The organism is Comamonas sp. FG99 (assembly GCF_057808605.1).
Genome location: NZ_JBMDII010000047.1, coordinates 19,563 through 37,889, shown reverse-complemented (window position 1 = coordinate 37,889; position 18,327 = coordinate 19,563). Strand labels below are relative to the sequence as shown.

Genomic DNA, 18,327 nt, shown 5'->3' with positions numbered 1-18,327 from the left:
TCCTCAGGTTGCACACCAGTCGGATTGACGAGAGGTTTTGCAGACCTTCCCTAGAGCCATGGCTGCAGTAGTGGGCTGAGGGGAAATCAGTATTGCCAAATCGTCTTGAAGACTGAATTGCCTTGGTTTTGCAAGAATCGGGCCAGGCTAATATGCACCAAAGTGATGCATCGGCGGTTCAAAAAAAGATGGCAAGTGCGTGCAATCCTCATACCTCATACGCCTCTGTCGGGACGATATGGCCGCATGTCTTGCAGTCAAATCGGTAGTCAGGCGGCGTATCCTTGGCGCAGTGGTCCAGGTCCTGGGCGCACGACGCATCTATGGGGGGAGCCGGGTTGGGATGACCTGGGGTGTGGCGAGCTGCACCTGTGCCGGGTATCAACGGCTCGTCTCAATGACAATCGATCCATGAACCCCTGCCTGTTCATTGTTTCTCTCGCGACAGGGTACGGCGGTGCCGAGCGCTCGATCGAGGTGCTGCTGCAGCACCTGCCCGAAAACTTGAGCGTTCGGATATACGCCGAGGCGCCTGAGCACCTGGCCCAGCTGGAGCGCATGGACCGCCGCGGTGGGCGGCTGCAGGTGCAGCCGCTGGCCGGCACCGCCACGTCCTGGGGGCGCAAGCGGCTGGCGCTGCGCCTGGCTTACGACATATGGCGCTTGCGGCCGCGCACGGTGCTGCTCAACACCCATGCCTCGGCCCTGGTCGCTGCCATGGCGGCGCGCCTGCTGCCTGATCTGGGGCGCATCTGCCACTTGTACGTGCGCGATTTCATGTGGAGCGACTTGGATCTGATCTTTGCGCGCCTGAGTGGTGCATGTGTACTGGTGCCCAGCGAGGCGGTGCTGCAGCGCCTGGGCTATCTGGCTCCGATGCATGTAAAGCCCTGGGGGGCGGCCACGGCGGTCGTCATGCCCTGCATGGTGCAAATCCCCGGCGGCCCCTGCAGCTATGACGGCGTTTTTTTGCATCTCGCCAGCGTCAACCGCTGGAAGGGCCACCTCGACCTGATGCTGGCGCTGCGGCAGCTCAAGACCAGGCAGCCGCACTGCGGCCTGCGCGTCCATTCCTGCGGTGTAGTCGACAGCCTGCCGCTGCAGCGGCATTTGCAGCAGCTGATGGTCCGTTGGGGCCTGGAGTCCTGTTGCGAGCTTGCACCCTACATGCCCGACCCCGGCGCGCTGCTGCGCAACTGCCGCGCGGTGCTGATTCCCAGCGTCAGCCATAGTGGCGGACCGGAGACCTTTGGCCGCAGCCTGATCGAGGCCTGGGCCTACCGCAAGCCCGTGATCGCCTACGCAACCGGCGCGCCGGCCCAGGTGATCCGCCATGGCGTGGATGGACTGCTGGTGCCCGAAGGAGATATTGAGGCTCTGGCCGAAGCCATGTGGCGGCTGCACGAATCGCCCGAGCTGTGCCAGCGCCTGGGCGAGGCTGGCTACCAGCGCGCCTGTAGCGAGTTCGAGGCCGGCCTGGTCACGCGCCGTCTGTTGAGGCATCTGGGATTCGATCTGACCGATTCAAGCAGAGCATATTGACATGATGAAAGAACCGATGCCCATTCCGGTGCTGTGCGCCAGCGCGGCGATCGAAGCGGCGCTGGTGGAGCTGGGGCGCACCGAAGACGTGAGGTTTTCACCCTCGGGCAGGCGGGTTGCACTGGTGGACTTCAATGCCAACCTGATTTGGGTGTTTGAGCTGGGAGAGGTGCCGCAAGGTGGCCCCGAGTGTGTGGTCGTCACCCAGCTCACCCGCCTGGAGTCGCCCGATCTGATCTACCCGCATGGCCTGTGCTGGCTGGGTGAGGAGCGCATCGTGGTCGCCAACCGCGGAGAGGCCGTACAAGTGTTTGCCATTCCATGCGCCACCGGCGGGCCTGCGGTGCATCGGGTATCCGGCCGCTCGCTGCAGACCCTGGCGCTGGGCCTGGTGGAGGGCAAGTCGTCGCCAGGCTCGGTGGCCCTGTGGCAGCTGGCCTCTGGGCGGTATGAGCTCCTCGTCTGCCACAACTATGTCAACCTGCTGTCCCAGCACCTCATCGGTGGGCCCGATGCTGAGGGCGGGCATTGGTTTTCGGGGGCGGCGATTTTGCTGCGCCAGGGGCTGGACATCCCCGATGGCGTGGCGCTCAGCCCTGATGGGCACTGGATCGCGATTAGCAACCATGGCACGGGCGAGGTGCTGATCCATGCAAATGCGCCCGACCTGACGCCCGAGAGCCCACCCGCCGGCGTGCTGCAAGGCGTGCGCTATCCGCACGGCCTGTGCTTCACCCCTGATAGCCAAGCCCTGCTGGTGGCCGACGCGGGCCAGCCGTATCTGCATGTGTTCCACGCGGGGCCACAGGGCTGGAGTGGGCCGCGGCAATCCAGCGAGTGCCTGCAGGTAGTACAGCGCCAGGCCTATGAGCGCGACCACGTCAACGAGGCCGAGGGCGGCCCCAAGGGGGTGGATATGCGCGCCGATGGCCTGCTGGTTCTGACCTGCAAGGCACGGCCGCTGGTGTTCTACCGACTGCCCGGGATGAACGCCGCACGCGCTTGTGCCACCACATCGGACACGGCGCTCATGCCGCAGGCGCTGGTCATGGCCTTTGCGGAGCGCCACCTGAAGGCAGGCCTGGCCACCGCCGAACTGCTGCAGGCCCAGCGCGAGGCGACGGTGGCGGTGCTCAAGAGCAGTTGGTCGTGGCGGCTGACGGCGGGCTTGCGCTGGCTGGGGAGCCTGATTTCGCGGCGGGCGCAATGACCCGGCATAAGCCACACCAGGCGCCGCCCAGATGGGCGGCGGTTCGTTTCCACTTCGCCCGACCCGCTGCAGCCGGGGCATGGCATGGTCAACCGATCAGGCCAGCACGTCGCGTATCGACGCATCCTTGCCGAACTGCGCCTTGGCAAAGGGGCATAGCGGCAGCACCTTGGTGCCGCTCGCGCGCGCCCAGGCCACCAGCGCATCGAGCAGTTGGCGGCCTACGCCTTCGCCGCGCAGCGATTCATCCACTTCGGTGTGGTCGATGATGATCATGGTGGCGTTCGTGCGGCTATAAGTCATCTCGGCAATGCGCCGCCCAGATTGGTCGACATGGAACGCTCCTTTGGAATCGTCTTCCTGATGGTGGATGGGGTATGGCATGGTCAGGCTGTAAGGTTGGCGTATTTCGGTATTTTTCGAGGCCTTGGCGGTTGTGCCGATGCCGGGATGGCAGCAGCATATCCAACAAGGTTCGTCAGCATAACCCTTGTCCGCCGGTGTGGTGCTCCTGCGCCTGTTGGGTGGGATGGCCAGGGAGAAGGGTTGCGATGGCTGCCTCAGCAGAAACATGCAAGCGGCTTTTGTCGTCGTCGCAAAAGGGCGTGCTCAGGCTTGACTTTCTGACATGTCTCGTAAGCAGAAGAGGGCATTCGCAAAGGGAGGCTTTGTGCACCCGGGCCAGCTTCCCACAATGCTTGGCATGACATCTACAAGCCCCATCGCAAAGTTCGACCTTTCCAGATCCGCCGAATATGAAACGCAAAGCCGGATTGCGCTCGCGGGATATGACGCATGCCATGGACTTTCCGCCTTCCTTCTTTCGGCCCATCTTGGCCATGATGCAAAGTTGGTTCTCGTCGCGGGAGCAGGTGGCACGGGCCAAGAAATTCTGATCACCGGAAGGTTGGAGCCTGCCTGGAGATTTGTCGCTGCTGATCCGGCGCCCGCAATGCTGGAGCAAGCAATGGCAAGAATTGATGCTGCGGGCTTGTCTGGACGAACCAAGGTTTTCAATGGTGTGATCGAAGATCTGCCAGAGGACAGCTGCTTTGATGCGGCTATCCTCGTCGGTGTCTTGCATCATCTTCCTGAGCAGGATCAAAAGGCGGCAATCCTGCGCGAACTCAGCAGCCGGCTGAAGCCCGGGGCACCTATTGTGATTGCCTGCAACCGATGCTCCTATGAGTCCCAGCCATTGTTTCTTGAGGCCTGGGCCACGCGTTGGCGCATGGCGGGAGCCAATGCGGCAGAGGTTGTCGCAAAACTGGACAAGATTCGCCAGGGGGCTGTGCCGCCACACTCCGAGGCCGCAGTGGAGACGATGCTTGCCGATGCCGGCTTTGTCAAACCACTGCGCTTTTTCTCCAGCCTGTTCTGGAGCGCATGGATTGCATTCAAGCGGGATGGGACTGCTGGCTTGCCCCGTTCTCGCGCGAACTGATGCGAGACAATGGTGAGCTGGCTGGCGCTTCTTGAGGTCGCCGCCAACTCCTACCCTTCTTCCTACCCGTCGTGCCCAGGCCTGCGCCGATAGCGCTTCATTGGCACGTTCCATCAAAATCTATAGATCTAAGTCAGTAGTGACTGATTTGCCTGCTACAATTGCAGCTTCGACACTGCGGAGAGGTGGCAGAGTGGTCGAATGTACCTGACTCGAAATCAGGCGTACGTGCAAGCGTACCGAGGGTTCGAATCCCTCCCTCTCCGCCACAATACAAGCCGCTTGACTGCTATCAACAAGGTAGCGTCAAGCGGCTTTTCTTTTAGCTGGTGGCGGGGATTTTTGCCAATGATCTCCAGCGCCGCCGCAATTCGGGAGGCCGCAAGATGAGAATGCCGCTTGGTACTGCGGGCATTCTTGTGGTCAAAGAATAGCTGCGGCTGGACACAGCTCAAGTCAGCTGGTGGTGCAGGCGCGGCTTGACCGGATCGGGCAGCGGCAATCCGCACAGCTCGCACAGCGAGCGCTCGATGTTGCGGGCCATGGCATCGAGCGCGAGGGCGTTAGGGGCCAGCCCGAATGGCTCCGCTACCTCGCCGGCAATGGCTTCCAGCGCGATCAGGGTATAGGCCAGAAACAGGCACAGCAGCGGCGTGAACAGCTCCGTGGCATCGACCAGGCCGAAGGGCAGCAGCATGCAGTAGGTATAGACCGTGCGGTGCAGCAGCACGCTGTAGGCGAACGGGATCGGCGTGGAGGCGATGCGCTCGCAGCCGCCAACGGCCTTGCCGATCTCGGTGAGCTGCGCGTCCAGCGTCCAGAACTGCATGTCGGATACCTGGCCTTCCTGGTTGAGGCGCACCAGCCGCAGGCGCAGCTCATGCAGCAGGTCGCTGGGCTTGTAGACCTTGCCTGCCAGCTTCTCGCAGGCCTTGGGCCCGAGAAGGCGGCGCAGATCCTCAGCCGGGTCCGTGCACCGCAATTCGTGCTTGAGCGCGTAGACCAGTGCGAAGATCAGGTGGGCCATCTCTTGCACCGCCTCTCGCTGCGGGATGTAGCACAGCATCTGCGAAGTGAGCTGGCGCGACGCAATCAGCAGGTTGCCCCACAGGTGGCGGGCTTCCTTGAATCGGTCGTAGCTGGCCGTGTTGCGAAACCCCAGGAAGATCGCCAGCGTCAGCCCGAACAGGGTCAGCAGCGTGGTGTTCAGCGGAATCTTCTCGCCGAAGATGCGGCCGTGCGTCAGCACCGCCACGCAGCTGACCGCGCCGATGAAGAGCAGCTGCGGCAGGATGGATTGAAGCACGGAGCCGTTCCAGACGAACAGCAGCCGGAACCAGCTTTGCTGTGGGCGCACGATCATGATGTGTCGATCCTGTGTGTCAGCGCGGCAGTCGAGGTGGCAATCTAGGCGGCGGCCTGCGCCACCGGCGTCTGGCCGGCATCCTGGCGCAGCACCCGGACCGGGATGGATTTGTAGGATGGCGTGCCGCTTTCTTCATCGATGTTGTCGAGCGGCGCCAGCACGTTGGCCTCGGGGTAGTAGGCGGCCACGGAGCCTGCCGCGATGTCGTACTCGATGACCGTGATGCCGCCAAGCCGCAGGCCGCGCTTGCTGGAGATGGTCTCGATCTCGACCAGATCGCCGTGCTCGAGGCCGCGGGCGGCCAGGTCGGCGGGATTCATGAAGAGCACGTCGCGCCGGCCGAACACGCCGCGGTAGCGGTCGTCGAGGCCGTAGATCGTGGTGTTGTACTGGTCGTGGCTGCGGATGGTGATGAGGCGCAGCACGCCGTCTTCCCACGGCAGGTAGCTCTCGCGCACGCCGGGGAACACCGAGAACATGGCCTTGCCCGAGGGCGTCGGCCATTGGCGCTGCGTGGGCGGCAGCGGCATGCGGAAGCCGCCGGGTATGCGGATGCGCGCGTTGTAGTCGTCGAATCCGGGGATGGTGCGCTCGACCAGCTCGCGGATGCGGTCGTAGTCGTCCACGAGATGCATCCAGTCGGTCTGGCTGGCGGTGAGCGTCGCGGCGGCCATGGCCGCCACGATGGCCGGCTCCGAGCGCAGAAACGGCGAGGCCGGGCGCAGGCTGCCGGCCGAGGCGTGGACCATGGACATGGAATCCTCCACCGTGATGGCTTGCGGGCCGCTGGCCTGCATGTCCAGCTCCGTGCGGCCGATCACCGGCAGGATGAAGCTTTCCTTGCCGACCAGCAGGTGCGAGCGGTTGAGCTTGGTGCCCAGGTGCACGCTGAGATCGAGCTGCTTCATCGCCGGGAAGGCAAGCTGCGGATCCGGCATCGCGACCGCGAAATTGCCGCCCAGGCAGATCAGCGCCTTCGACTTGCCTTCGGCCATGGCCTGCAAGGTCTTGACCGCATCGTGCCCATGTTCGCGGGGCGGCTTGAAGCCGAAGACCGCTTCGAGCCTGCCCAGAAACTCCGCCGAGGGCTTTTCGGTGATGCCCACCGTGCGGTTGCCCTGCACGTTGGAGTGCCCGCGCAGCGGGCAGATGCCGGCGCCGGGCTTGCCGATGTTGCCGCGCATCAGCAGCAGGTCGGCGATCAGGCGCACGTTCCAGGTGCCGGTATTGTGCTGCGTCAGGCCCATGCCGTAGGCGATGATCGTCGCGTTGGATTTCGCATACGCCTGGGCCACCTGCTCCAGCTGCGATTGCGCGAGGCCGGACTCCTTCTCGATCAGCGGCCACTGCGTTTGCGCCAGGTCGGCGGCCAGCGCGTCGAAGCCCTCGGTGTGCTCCGCGATGAAATCGCGATCGAGCACCTGGCCCTGGCGGGCCTCCCGCTCCAGCAGCGCCTTCATGATGCCCTTGAGCGCTGCCGCGTCGCCGCCGGCCTTGACCTGGAAGTAGGTCGAGGCAATCGGGGTCGAGCTGAACGTCGCCATCTCGATCACGTTCTGCGGGTCGGCAAAACGCTCCAGCGCCCGCTCCTTGAGCGGGTTGAACACGATGATCGGCACGCCCCGGCGCGCCGCCTCGTGCAGCGTGCCCATCATGCGCGGGTGGTTGGTGCCGGGATTGTGGCCCATCGAGATGATGAGCTCGGTGTGCTCGAAGTCGTCCAGCGACACCGTTCCCTTGCCTATGCCTATGGACTGCGGCAGGCCCACGCTGGTGGCCTCGTGGCACATGTTCGAGCAGTCGGGGAAGTTGTTGGTGCCCAGCTCCCGGGCAAAGAGCTGGAACAGGTAGGCCGCTTCGTTGGAGGCGCGCCCCGAGGTGTAGAACTCGGCCTGATCGGGCGTCTGCAGGCCCCTGAGCACCTCGCCGATGCGCTCGAAGGCGGCGTCCCAGCTTACTTCGCGGAACTTGTCGGTGGCGGCGTCGTAGGCCATGGGGTGCGTGAGGCGGCCGAAGTTCTCGAGCTCGTAGTCGCTGAGCTTGAGCAGCTCCGTCACCGTGTGCTGCGCGAAGAATTCGGGCGTGACCCGCTTGCTCGTGGCTTCCCAGGTCACCGCCTTGGCGCCGTTCTCGCAGAACTGGAAGGTGGAGCGATGCTCCTTGTCGGGCCAGGCGCAGCCCGGGCAGTCGAAACCCGCCGGCTGGTTCGTGCGCATGAGCACGATGGGGGCTTGCACCACCTGCATCTGTTCGTGCACCGCCAGCGCCGTGGCCTTCAATGCCCCCCAGCCGCCGGCAGGAGCGTCGTATCTGCGGATGCCAGGAACTTCGCGCTTGCCCATGTGGATCTCCTTGGCGCACTTTGCGCCTTTTTGCCTTGATGGGGATGAATGTAGGCGGCCGCGGGCAGGGCGCAGGAGATCAGTTCCGGCACCCGGAAAAGAGTACAGTTGCGACCCATAGTCACGATCAAGGAGTACAGCAGGGCTGCAGATGCGCTGAACTGTACGCTTATCTCATGAAGCTCTACGAGAAGCTGGCCAACGATATCGAGCGGCAGATCCTCAAGGGGGTGTACCGCGATGGGGAGCGCCTGCAGTCGCTGCGCGAGACCAGCAGGCAGCGCCAGATCAGCATCACCACCGTCTTGCGCGCCTACCTGCTGCTGGAGAGCCGGGGGCTGATCGCAAGCCGGCCGCAGTCGGGCTTTTTCGTGCAGCGGCGCCAGCATGCGCAGGCCGACGCGGCGGGCGGCATCGAGCGCCCGCGCCCGATTGCCATTTCGGCTTCGGTCGATGTCAGCCGCCTCGTGCTCTCCACGCTGCGCACGGTCTCGTCGGGCGATGCCATCCCGCTGGGCTCGCCCTATCCCGATCCGGCGGCCTTTCCCTTCGACAAGCTCAACCGCTATGTGTTTGCCGCAGGCAAGGATGCCTCGCAGCACGATCTCCAGAATGCGCTGCCTCCGGGCCATCCCCAGCTGCTGCGGCAGATCGTCAGAAGGCATCTGGACCAGGGCCTGGCCGTCGATCCGGCCGAAGCCATCGTCACCGTGGGCGCGACCGAAGCGATCAACCTGTGCCTGCAGGCCGTGGCCAGGCCGGGCGATGTGATTGCGGTGGAGTCGCCAACCTTCTACGCCATGCTGCACGCCATCGAGCGCATGGGCATGAAGGTGGTCGAGGTGCCCACCGATCCGGTCCTGGGCATCGATGTGGACATGCTGGAGCGGCTGGCGCGCGAGCTGCCCATCGCGGCCTGCATGGTCATGCCCAACTTCCAGAATCCGCTCGGCTACCGCATGCCCGACGAGCGCAAGCAGGCGCTGGTGCGCCTGGCGAACGAGCGCGACATCCCCCTCATCGAGAACGGCGTCTACAACGAGCTGTACTACGGCGATGCGCCGCCCAGCACGCTCAAGGCCTTCGACACCAGGGGCCTGGTGCTGCACTGCTCTTCGTTCTCGAAGACGCTGACCTCGGTCTACCGCATCGGCTGGGCCCTGCCCGGGCGCTACCGCGACCAGGTCGAGAAGCTGAAGTTCCTGAACACGCTGACCACGCCGTCCATTCCCCAGCGGGCCATCGCCGAATACCTGGAGCGCGACGGCTACGACCACCAGCTCCGGCGGCTGCGCAAGGCCTATGCACAGAATGCCCGGCTGATGCAGCACACCGTGCGCCGCTTCTTCCCCGCGGGCACCCGCGTGTCCAGCCCCGAGGGCGGCTATGTGCTCTGGGTGGAGCTGCCGGGGCAGATCGATGGCATGCGGCTGTACCAGCAGGGGCTGGAGCATGGCATCACGGTCGGGCCCGGCTACATGTTCTCGGCCACCAACAGCTATCCGAACTTCATCCGCCTCAACTACAGCAGCCCCTGGTCGGCCGAGATCGAACAGGCGCTGATCACCGTCGGCAAGATCGCGGCCCATGCGCTGCGCTGAAGCTGCCATGCGCCCGCCAAAGAAAAGGGCGCAGCCCCGCAGGACTGCGCCCTTCGTTCAGGCTGCCGCCCGTTCGGCCACCGCCCGCGGCGCCACCTGGTAGCCGTCGAACTGCATCGTGTACTGCGCGCGGCCCGACGAGAGCGCGCGCAGCGTACCGATGTAGCCGAACATCTCCTGCAGCGGCACCAGCGCATCGACCCCCGTGGCCGTGCCGCGCAGCTCATGCCCGCGTACCTGGCCGCGGCGGCGGTGCAGGTCGCCGATCACGTCGCCCAGGTATTCAGTGGGCGTGATCACCTCCACGGCCATCACCGGCTCCAGCAGCAGCGGTTTGGCCTTGGCGAAGGCCTCGCGCAGCGCATGGCCCGCGGCCAGCTCGAAGACCATGGCCGGGGAGTCGCGCTCGTGGAAGGCCCCGTCGAGCAGCACGGCGCGCAAGTCCACGGCCGGGTAGCCCGCGGCAGGCCCGGCCTCGGCCGCGCGCCGAATGCCCGCTTCCACCGCGGGTATGAACTCGCGGGGGATCGCGCCACCGACGATGCGGCTTTCGAATTGCACACCAACGCCGCGCTCCAGGGGCTCCAGGCGCAGGGTCAGCTGCGCGAACTGGCCGGGGCCGCCGGTCTGCTTCTTATGCACATGCGTCAGCTCCGCGGCCGCGGCAATGGTCTCGCGGTAGGCCACCTGCGGGCGGCCCACCGCCACGTCCACGCCGAAGCGCTCGTGCAGCTTGTGCACGGCCACTTCCAGCTGCAGCTCGCCCATGCCCGACAGGATGGTCTGGCCCGACTCATCGTCCTGGCGCAGGCGCAGGCTCGGGTCCTCGCGCAGCATGCTCTGCAAGGCCCTAGACAGGCCTTGCTGGTCGGTCTTGGTGCGTGGCTCCAGCGCCAGGTGGATCACCGGCTCGGGTACGGCGATGGACTCCAGCTGCAGCGGGTGCCTGGGATCGCTCAGGGTATGGCCCGTGAGCGTGTCCTTGAAGCCGACCACCGCCGCGATCTCGCCTGCCACCAGCTCGTCGCGCTCGATGCGCTGGTCGGCATGCACCTCGTACAGGCGCGCCGCGCGCTCCATGCGCCCGGTGCTGGTATTGAGCACCGAATCGCCACGCCGCAACCGGCCCGCATACAGGCGCACGAAGACCATGCTGCCGTGCTCGTCGGCCACCAGCTTGAAGGCCAGCGCGGCCAGCGGCGCGCCGGCCTGGCCCATGGCCGTGCCCTCGCGCTCGCCGGGCGCGGGCAGCCAGTCGACCACCGCATCCAGCAGCGGCTCGATACCGCGGTTGCGGAAGGCCGAGCCTGCGAGCACCGGCACCAAGGAGCGCTTGCGCACACCGGCACGGATGCAGCGCAGCAGCAGTTCCACCGAGGGCTCCTCGCCGCGCAGCCAGGCATCCAGTGCCGTGTCGTCTTGCTCGACCACGGCTTCGAGCAGGCGCGCGCGGGCCGCCTGGGCCTGCTCCAGCAGTTCGGCGGGAATCGCGGCTTGCTGCACCGGCAGCGAGGCATCGTCCCTATGCCACAGCAATGCACGCATGCGCACCAGGTCCACGACACCGTGGAAATCGGCCTCGCGGCCTATAGGCAGGTGCACGGGCACGGCCTGCACGCCCAGGCGCTCGCGCATGCTGGCCACCACCTGGTCGAAGTCCGCGCCTACGCGGTCGAGCTTGTTGACGAAGGCGATGCGCGGCACCTCGTGCCGGTCGGCCAGGCGCCAGTTGGTCTCGGTCTGAGGCTCCACGCCGGCCACGCCGTCGAGCACCACCACCGCACCGTCGAGCACGCGCAGCGCGCGGCCCACCTCGATGTTGAAGTCGATGTGGCCGGGCGTGTCGATCAGGTTGATCTGCGCGCCGCGCCAATGCACGGTGGTAGCGGCGCTGTTGATGGTGATGCCGCGGCGGCGCTCCTCGGGATCGAAGTCCATATGGGCGGCACCGTCGTGCACCTCGCCCATGCGGTGGCTTTCGCCCGTGTAGTAGAGGATGCGTTCGCTGGTCGTGGTCTTGCCTGCATCCACGTGGGCAATGATGCCGATGTTGCGGATGCTGGGGCAGCCCATGCTGGGGCAGCCCATGCTGGGGCAGCCCATGCTGGGGCAGCCCGTGCCGTTGTTGCTGGGGCGGTTCATGGTGAATCTTTCCGGCCTCTTGGAGAGGCCACATGTCGGGGACGATCGAGCCGCGCCCCGGCATGGATTCACCGGAGCGGGCTCAGGACGGGATGGATCGGCCGGAACACGGGCGCACGCGCACGTATCCCACGTTCCGGCGGGCGGAAATCGTGGCGATCAACTTGTCGTAGGTACGCATGAACATGGTGGAACCTGAAAAAACAAAAACCCCGGAAGACCATGCCTGCCGGGGTTGTGGGCCGGAAGGTCATCGCCTTCCGACAGCCATCGAAAGGACGCAGCTATGCCGCGAACGTGATTTGGATGGCGTTGAACTTGAACATGTCGCCATTGTCTTGAAATTGGAGAATCCTGGTTGCCAGCAGGGCTGGGGCCGGGCGTATTTCTCGGAGCCACCCGATTCGCGCGCAGCATATGGGGCTGGATCTGCGGGGCCGTGCTGGCTTTGCGCAGGGGGAATTTGGGCCATTTGGTGCGATGGGTGGCGCACTATTAAAAATGCCTGTTTTTGTGCGCTATAATGCGAGCTTCGCGGCTGTAGCTCAGCTGGATAGAGTACTTGGCTACGAACCAAGGGGTCGTGGGTTCGATTCCTGCCAGCCGCACCAAAAATCGTCATGCGCACAATGCCTGCAATCGCAAGATTGCAGGCATTGTGCTTTTCGGGGCAGCGGCAGCACGCAGTTATGCTACGTGCATGAGCAAAGCATTCACCAAGGAAAGCGACGACAGCGATGATGAACTGCCCGAGCTGCCAAAGCTGGCGGGTGGCAGGAACTACATGACGCCGCAGGGCTACGCGGCACTGAAGCAGGAGCTGCTGCATCTCATCGACGACGAGCGTCCCAAGGTGGTCGAGGTGGTGCATTGGGCCGCCAGCAACGGCGACCGCTCGGAGAACGGCGACTACCTGTACGGCAAGCGGCGCCTGCGCGAGATCGACCGGCGCATCCGCTTCCTGACCAAGCGGCTGGAGATCGCGGAGGTGGTGGACCCGGCCGTGCACCATGGCAGCGACCAGGTGTTCTTCGGCGCCACGGTCACCTATGTGGACGATCAGGACAGGCAGGAGTGCGTCACCATCGTGGGCATCGACGAGGTGGATTTCGGCAAGGGGCAGATCAGCTGGATCGCACCGATGGCGCGGGCCTTGATCAAGGCCCGGGTCGGTGATGAAGTGCAGCTGCCCACGCCCGGCGGGGTGCGCACGCTGGAGGTGGTGGCGGTGGCCTATCCCGCCAAGGCCTGAGCGGCGCAAGGCCACCGGCCAGAGTTCAGTCGAGCTTGACGCCGGACGAGTCGATGGCTTCCTTCCATTTGTCGATGTCCCTTTGCACGAATTCCGCGAACGGCGGGCCTGCCAGCGAGCCAGGCATGCCGCCGGCCTGCGCCAGCTTCTCGCGCAGCTCCGGGTCTTGCATGGCGGAGGCGACCGCGGTTTCGATCTGGGCGGCGATGCCGGGCGGCACGGCGGACGCCACAAAAATTCCGACCCAGGCGCTGGATACCATGTTCCGGTAGCCCGCTTCCGCCATGGTCGGAACCTGCGGCAGCTCGGCCACTCTGGACTCCGACGTGACTGCCAGGGCCCGCAGCTTGCGTGACTGGATGTGCGGCAATGCCTGCGTGAGGTTGTCGAACTGAAACCGGGTCTCGCCCGCGAGCAAGGCCATCGTGGCGGGCGCCGAGCCTTTGTAGGGGACATGCACGGCCGAGGTGCCGGTGCGCAGCTTGAAAAGCTCGCCCATCAAATGGCTGGTCTGGCCCACGCCGGCAGAGCCGAAAGAGGCTTGCTGCGGATGCCTTTTGAGCCCCGCGACGAGGTCGGCAACGCTCTTGTCGTTGCTGGCGGCATTGACGACCAGGACATTGGGAAAGGAAACGACACCGACCAGTGGCCTCAGGTCGCCCTGCTTGTAAGGCAGGCTGGGGTAGGCGCTGTAGTTGATGGCCTGAGGACCTACGTTGCCGGCCAGCAAGGTGTAGCCGTCGGCAGGTGCGCGCAGAAAGTACTGGGTGCCTATGATGCCGCCGCTGCCGGGCTTGTTGACCACCACCACCGGTTGGCCGACAAGGCTGCCCAGCTTTTGTCCCAGCAGGCGGATGGGGTTGTCCACGCTGCCGCCCGGCGCGCCGGGCACGATGATGGTGATGGGGTGAGTCGGCCATTTCTCGCCGGCGGCGCCGGAGCCAGGCTGCGCAGCAGCCAGTGAAGAGATGCAGAGCAGGCCGCAGAGCGCTGCATAGGTGGCGGCGGGCTTCATGGTGTTGTCTCCTGGTCGTGGTTTTCAGAGCTGGCGAGCGAGGTGGTGCTCGGCATTGCCCAGCAGCACGTCGTTGTTGAAAAGACGCTTGGCATAGTGGCTGATGGGGGTCTCGTCCTGGAAGCCGATGGCGCCATGCAGTTGTAGCACCTCCAGCGCCATGCGCCGGCCCGCCACGCCGCACAGGTGCTTGAGCTTGCCGGCATCGGCCAGCGCGGCGGCCGGCTCGGCGCCATCCAGCCGCGCGAGGACGGCATCCAGGTAGTGCCGCACCTTGTTCCATTGGCGGTACAGATCCGCCACGCGGTGCTGCAGCACTTGAAAGCCGGACAGAGGACGGGAGAACTGCTGGCGCACGCCAAGGTAGTCCACCGTCTGGCGCAGGGCTTGCCGGCTGGCGGCGACGCTCTCGGCGCACAAGGCCAACATGGCAAAGCAGCGGGCCTGGCGCATGGCCTGTTCGGCATCGTCCCCCTGGGCAATGAGCTGCCCGCTGCCAACCTGCAGCTGCCGCAAGCGCGCAGAAAAAGCAGGGCGGCCGTCATGCAGCCGAAAGTGTTCCAATGGCTGCTGTGCGTTGCCTGGCTGCAGCTGCTGCGCAGAAAGATGGACCAGGCACAGCTCGCCCGAGCGGCTTTCGCGCGCTGCCACCAGCGCTCCCGCGCCGTCCGCCACGCCCAGGATGAGTGGAATCTCGCCGCTCAGCGACCAGATCTTGCCGTCAGCCGTTTCCACTGCGGGCAGGCTCGCCTCGTCGAGGGGGACGCTCAGGCGCAAGGCGCCTTCTCCCAATGCCTGCAGCAGCGCATCGCGGCAAGCGCCGGTCGGCAGGGCCAGCAGCACTTGCATGGGCAAGGCGCTTTGCCATAGCACGGGCTCGTTCATCAGCGCTTCGCCCAGGCTGCCCAGCAGGTAGATGGATTCGGACAGGGGGCGCTCCAGCCCGCCCAGCCGCTCGGGCAGTGGCATGGCCAGCACGCCGAAGCGGGCCAGGTCGGCCAGCACGGTGGGCAGGCAGGTCTCGCTGCTGCCGTCTGCTGCCTGCATGCGCTTTTGCCGGAGCTCGAAGCTGTGGTGCTTGTCCAGCCAGCCGTGCAGGGACTCCTGCATCATGGCCAGCTCGGGCGAGCCTGTGGCCACCGGGGGATGGTGCAAGGCGGTCTGCTGGGCCAGCACGGCCTTGGCGACGATGCCCTGCTGCACCTCGGTGGAGCCGCCTGCGAGCGAGCTGCCGCGGTAGCGCCAGAAGCCCAGCGCGGCATTGCCGTCCGCCTGTGCCGGACTGGCGGCGGCGATGCCCTGCAGCGCCTCAGGGTTGTAGCGCAATGCCTGGCTGCCGCGCAGGTCCATGTCCAGGAGGTGGATGTCCTGCAGCAGCTCGATGCCGTCGAGCTTGAGCAGGGAGGCCTCCAGCGCCGGGCTGCCGCCGGCCTCGGCCTGCGCAATGGCGGGGGCCCAGCAGGCCTGCAGCGCTTCCTCTCGAATGCGCAGCGCGGCCAGGCGGCTGCGCAGCAGCGTGTGCAGCGGGGCGCCGGGCGATTCGGTGCCGGCCAGGCGGTGTGCCATCCCGGACTGCAGCGCTGCCAGGCCTGCCCTGCATTCGGCCACTCGCGCGACGAACAGGCGTTCGATCACCAGCAGTCCCTTGGCAATGTGCCAGCCCTGGTTGACCTCGCCTAGCAACTGGTCGGTGGGCACGCGCACACTGTCGAAAAAGATCTGTACGTGGAACGGTGCGCCATGGATGTACTTGATGGGGCGCACCGTAACGCCGGGCGCTGTCAGGTCCACCAGAAAGACCGAGATGCCTTCCTGCTTTCTGGCGGCATGGAGGTCGGTGCGGGCCAGCACGATGGCCCAATTGGCCCAGTGGCCCAGGCTTTGCCAGATCTTGCTGCCATTGAGCACCCAGCCGCCGTCGTCTTGCTGGAGCGCCGCGGTCTTGAGCGCGGCCAGGTCCGAGCCCGCGTCCGGTTCGGAATAGCCCTGCGCCCAGTAGTCGTCAAAGCTGAGCATGCGCGGCAGGAAGCGCTGGCGCTGCGCCTCGCTGCCGAAGCGCATCAGCGTGGGGCCGATGGTATCGATGCCCAGGTTCTCGACCTGGGGTGCATCGCTGGCGGCCAGCTCCTCCTTGAAGATGGCCTGCTCGCGCAGCGACCAGCCGGTGCCGCCGTACTGCTGTGGCCAGGACGGGGCTGCCCAGCCCTGCCGGTGGAGGATTTCCTGCCAGCGGCGGGCCTGCTCCCGGGTGACCAGGGCGTGCGAGCGCACGGCGGCCTGGATGTCCGGCGGCACGGCCGTGGCGAGGAACTGGCGCACCTGCTGGCGGAAGGTATCGAAGGCGGCGGTGTTGTCTGTCATGGAGGCGATGGACCCGTTGGGCGGTGGCTGGGAGGGGGCGGTTTCAGGGCTTGCCCGATGGCCAGGCCGGAGGGCGCTTGTCCACGAAGGCGGCCATGCCCTCGCGGGCGTCGGCGGTGGCGGCCACATTGCCGAAATGCTCGACGGCCGAGGCCACGCCGCGGCGGTACTCCACGTCGAGTGACTTGTGGAAGGCCTGGCGCCCGAGCTTCATGACCAGCGGCGACTTGGCGCCGAGCAGCCGGGCCACGGCCCGGGCGCGCTCCAGCACCTGCGCCTCGGGCACCACCTCGTTGACCAGGCCCAGCTGCAGGGCCTCGGCCGCGGCGAAGCTGCGGCCGGTGAACAGCAGCTCGAACGCGCGGTGCTTGCCAATGATGCGCGGCAGATGGGTGTAGTGGATGGCGGGGGTGACGCCTACATCGATCTCGGGGTAGCCGAAGGTGGCGGTGTCGGCGGCGATCAGCATGTCGCACGAGACGGCCAGCGTCATGCCGCCGCCGCGCGCCGTGCCGCCAACCGCGGCGATGGAGGGCTTGCCCAGCCGGGTCTGCGCGTCGAAGAGGCCGGTGTAGAGCTTGTCGACCAGGGAGAGCTTGTGCTCGAAGCTGGCATCGCCCATCTCGCTCAGGTGCAGGCCGGCGCAGAACCGGCCGGGCACGGCGCTGCCCAGGATGACGGCCCTGACCGCCGGGTCCCGCGCGGCGCGGTCCAGGTGTTGCAGCAGCTGGTCCAGCATGGCCTCGGTGATGGCGTTCACGGGCGGGCTGGCCAGCAGGATCTCGGCCACGGCGTGTTGGACGGTGTAGGTGACGGTATGGTTCATGGCGGGAGGGATCTCATTCGGCCGTGGCGACGATGCGGCTTGCCAGCAGGGCGTCGATCTCGGTGTCGGAATAGCGCGCGCTGCGCAGCACCTGCCGGGTGTGCTCGCCCAGCAGCGGCGGCGCCGATGCCTGGCCGCGCGGCGCCTGGTTGAAGGTGATGGGCAGGTTCACGCTCTTCATCGCGCCCAGCGTGGGGTGGACGCTTTCGCCCACCACCTGGCGCTGCGCCAGCTGCGGATGAGCCAGCGCCTGCGCCAGGGTGTGGATGGGCGAGCAGGGCACGCCCGCGGCCTGCAGCGCCTGCACCCAGTGGCTGACAGGCTGCTGCCCGATCTGCTGCTGCACCAGGGCCACGGTCTCCGCGAAATGGTCTACGCGCGCGGCATTGGTGGAGAAGCGGGCGTCGTTTTGCCAGCGCGACAGGCCGGCCACCGGGCAGAAGCGCTGCCACTGGCTGTCGTTGCCCACGCCGACCATCACCGGCCCGTCGCTGGCCTGGAAAACCTGGTACGGCGCCATGGCCGGATGGCCGGTGCCCATGCGCTGCGGCAGCTTGCCGCTGCACCAGTAGTTCTGCGCCAGGTAGCCCATGAAGCCCATGGCCGTGTCCAGCAGCGAGACTTCCACCAGCACCCCCTGGCCGGTCTGCGCGCGCTCCAGCACCGCTGCCAGCACGCCGCCGAAGGCCAGCATGCCGGTGCCCAGGTCCACCGGTGAGAATGTGGCGCGCACCATGGGGCCGCCGGGCTCGCCCATCACCGCGACCATGCCGCTGAAAGCCTGCAGCATCACGTCGTAGCCGGGCTCCTGGCCCAGCGGGCCATCCCGGCCGTAGCCGGAGATCTCGCAGTAGATCAGGCGCGGATTCAGCGCCGAGAGCGTGACGTGGTCGACGCCCAGCTTCTCGGCCGTACCTGCGCCGAAGCCCTGCAGCACGATGTCGGCCCCGGCCACCAGGCGGTGCACTACGGCCCGGCCCTGCGGGCTCTTGAGGTCGACCGCCAGGCTTTGCTTGTTGTGGTTGACCGCGAGGAAGGTCGCGGACTGCCCCTCGCGCTGCGGCAGCCAGTGCCGGGTATCGTCGCCGGCGCCGATCGGCTCCACCTTGATGACCTCGGCACCCAGGTTGCCCAGGTACTGCCCGCACAAGGGGCCAGCCAGCACCTTGCTCAGGTCCACGACCTTCATGCCTTTCAAGGGCTTCATTCCATGCTCCAAAGATGCG

13 protein-coding genes and 2 tRNA genes are annotated in these 18,327 nt (G+C 66.2%); 7 read left to right on the top strand and 8 right to left on the bottom strand.

All coding sequences use genetic code 11. The features are described 5' to 3' along the window. Positions 1–411 precede the first annotated feature (411 nt). Positions 412–1,542, top strand: coding sequence for a glycosyltransferase family 4 protein (locus ACODRX_RS22865; protein WP_488873842.1), 1,131 nt, complete (start codon positions 412–414; stop codon positions 1,540–1,542). Between the two features lies 1 nt (position 1,543). Then, the gene (locus ACODRX_RS22860; RefSeq protein ID WP_488873841.1) at positions 1,544–2,752 is read left to right on the top strand and encodes a hypothetical protein; all 1,209 of its coding nucleotides are present in this window, start codon (positions 1,544–1,546) and stop codon (positions 2,750–2,752) included. Between the two features lie 96 nt (positions 2,753–2,848). On the opposite strand, the gene ACODRX_RS22855 is transcribed toward ACODRX_RS22860, so the two are convergent. Next, positions 2,849–3,136 carry a GNAT family N-acetyltransferase gene (locus tag ACODRX_RS22855; RefSeq protein ID WP_488873840.1) on the bottom strand — a complete coding sequence of 96 codons (288 nt, stop codon included), beginning with the start codon at positions 3,134–3,136 and terminating at the stop codon, positions 2,849–2,851. A 319-nt stretch (positions 3,137–3,455) separates the two neighbouring features. On the opposite strand from ACODRX_RS22855, the gene ACODRX_RS22850 reads away from it, so the two are divergent. After that, entirely contained in the window at positions 3,456–4,196 is a 741-nt protein-coding gene (locus ACODRX_RS22850; RefSeq protein ID WP_488873845.1) for a class I SAM-dependent methyltransferase, read from the top strand. 179 nt (positions 4,197–4,375) lie between these two features. Further along, positions 4,376–4,465: transfer RNA gene (locus ACODRX_RS22845), tRNA-Ser, on the top strand. 182 nt (positions 4,466–4,647) lie between these two features. Here the strand turns inward: ACODRX_RS22845 and ACODRX_RS22840 are convergent. Continuing rightward, positions 4,648–5,559, bottom strand: a complete 912-nt coding sequence (locus ACODRX_RS22840; protein WP_488873839.1) for a bestrophin family protein — start codon at positions 5,557–5,559, stop codon at positions 4,648–4,650. Between the two features lie 44 nt (positions 5,560–5,603). Then, the gene (locus ACODRX_RS22835) at positions 5,604–7,904 is read right to left on the bottom strand and encodes an FdhF/YdeP family oxidoreductase (protein WP_488873838.1); all 2,301 of its coding nucleotides are present in this window, start codon (positions 7,902–7,904) and stop codon (positions 5,604–5,606) included. A 176-nt stretch (positions 7,905–8,080) separates the two neighbouring features. Between ACODRX_RS22835 and ACODRX_RS22830 the strand changes: the two genes are divergently transcribed. Then, complete coding sequence (locus ACODRX_RS22830) at positions 8,081–9,505, top strand: aminotransferase-like domain-containing protein (protein WP_488873837.1); 1,425 nt, start codon at positions 8,081–8,083, stop codon at positions 9,503–9,505. A gap of 57 nt (positions 9,506–9,562) precedes the next feature. Here the strand turns inward: ACODRX_RS22830 and fusA are convergent, their stop codons facing one another. Then, positions 9,563–11,593: an elongation factor G gene (gene fusA / locus ACODRX_RS22825; protein WP_488873844.1), complete on the bottom strand. Its 2,031-nt coding sequence runs from the start codon at positions 11,591–11,593 to the stop codon at positions 9,563–9,565. 588 nt (positions 11,594–12,181) lie between these two features. Between fusA and ACODRX_RS22820 the strand changes: the two genes are divergently transcribed. Next, positions 12,182–12,258: transfer RNA gene (locus tag ACODRX_RS22820), tRNA-Arg, on the top strand. 89 nt (positions 12,259–12,347) lie between these two features. Continuing rightward, on the top strand, positions 12,348–12,899 hold the full coding sequence (greB, locus tag ACODRX_RS22815; RefSeq protein ID WP_488873836.1) for a transcription elongation factor GreB: 552 nt from the start codon (positions 12,348–12,350) through the stop codon (positions 12,897–12,899). A gap of 25 nt (positions 12,900–12,924) precedes the next feature. Here greB and ACODRX_RS22810 read toward each other — a convergent pair whose 3' ends face one another. Genes ACODRX_RS22810 through ACODRX_RS22795 form a run of 4 tightly spaced genes read right to left on the bottom strand, consistent with a single transcriptional unit; the run spans position 12,925 to position 18,308 of the window. Then, positions 12,925–13,914, bottom strand: a complete 990-nt coding sequence (locus ACODRX_RS22810) for a Bug family tripartite tricarboxylate transporter substrate binding protein (protein WP_488873835.1) — start codon at positions 13,912–13,914, stop codon at positions 12,925–12,927. 24 nt (positions 13,915–13,938) lie between these two features. Next, on the bottom strand, positions 13,939–16,275 hold the full coding sequence (locus ACODRX_RS22805; protein WP_488873834.1) for an acyl-CoA dehydrogenase family protein: 2,337 nt from the start codon (positions 16,273–16,275) through the stop codon (positions 13,939–13,941). Positions 16,276–16,318: 43 nt separating this feature from the next. Beyond that, positions 16,319–17,101: an enoyl-CoA hydratase/isomerase family protein gene (locus ACODRX_RS22800; protein ID WP_488873833.1), complete on the bottom strand. Its 783-nt coding sequence runs from the start codon at positions 17,099–17,101 to the stop codon at positions 16,319–16,321. A 13-nt stretch (positions 17,102–17,114) separates the two neighbouring features. After that, on the bottom strand, positions 17,115–18,308 hold the full coding sequence (locus tag ACODRX_RS22795; RefSeq protein WP_488873832.1) for a CaiB/BaiF CoA transferase family protein: 1,194 nt from the start codon (positions 18,306–18,308) through the stop codon (positions 17,115–17,117). Positions 18,309–18,327 lie beyond the last annotated feature (19 nt).

Bases quoted from the DNA above. Each gene is read 5' to 3' on its own strand.
- ACODRX_RS22835 (WP_488873838.1), bottom strand. From the start codon at position 7,904: ATGGGCAAGCGCGAAGTTCCTGGCATCCGCAGATACGACGCTCCTGCC.
- ACODRX_RS22810 (WP_488873835.1), bottom strand. From the start codon at position 13,914: ATGAAGCCCGCCGCCACCTATGCAGCGCTCTGCGGCCTGCTCTGCATC.
- ACODRX_RS22800 (WP_488873833.1), bottom strand. From the start codon at position 17,101: ATGAACCATACCGTCACCTACACCGTCCAACACGCCGTGGCCGAGATC.
- ACODRX_RS22830 (WP_488873837.1), top strand. From the start codon at position 8,081: ATGAAGCTCTACGAGAAGCTGGCCAACGATATCGAGCGGCAGATCCTC.
- ACODRX_RS22855 (WP_488873840.1), bottom strand. From the start codon at position 3,136: ATGCCATACCCCATCCACCATCAGGAAGACGATTCCAAAGGAGCGTTC.
- ACODRX_RS22840 (WP_488873839.1), bottom strand. From the start codon at position 5,559: ATGATCGTGCGCCCACAGCAAAGCTGGTTCCGGCTGCTGTTCGTCTGG.
- ACODRX_RS22805 (WP_488873834.1), bottom strand. From the start codon at position 16,275: ATGACAGACAACACCGCCGCCTTCGATACCTTCCGCCAGCAGGTGCGC.
- ACODRX_RS22850 (WP_488873845.1), top strand. From the start codon at position 3,456: ATGACATCTACAAGCCCCATCGCAAAGTTCGACCTTTCCAGATCCGCC.
- ACODRX_RS22795 (WP_488873832.1), bottom strand. From the start codon at position 18,308: ATGAAGCCCTTGAAAGGCATGAAGGTCGTGGACCTGAGCAAGGTGCTG.
- greB (WP_488873836.1), top strand. From the start codon at position 12,348: ATGAGCAAAGCATTCACCAAGGAAAGCGACGACAGCGATGATGAACTG.
- ACODRX_RS22865 (WP_488873842.1), top strand. From the start codon at position 412: ATGAACCCCTGCCTGTTCATTGTTTCTCTCGCGACAGGGTACGGCGGT.
- fusA (WP_488873844.1), bottom strand. From the start codon at position 11,593: ATGGGCTGCCCCAGCATGGGCTGCCCCAGCATCCGCAACATCGGCATC.
- ACODRX_RS22860 (WP_488873841.1), top strand. From the start codon at position 1,544: ATGATGAAAGAACCGATGCCCATTCCGGTGCTGTGCGCCAGCGCGGCG.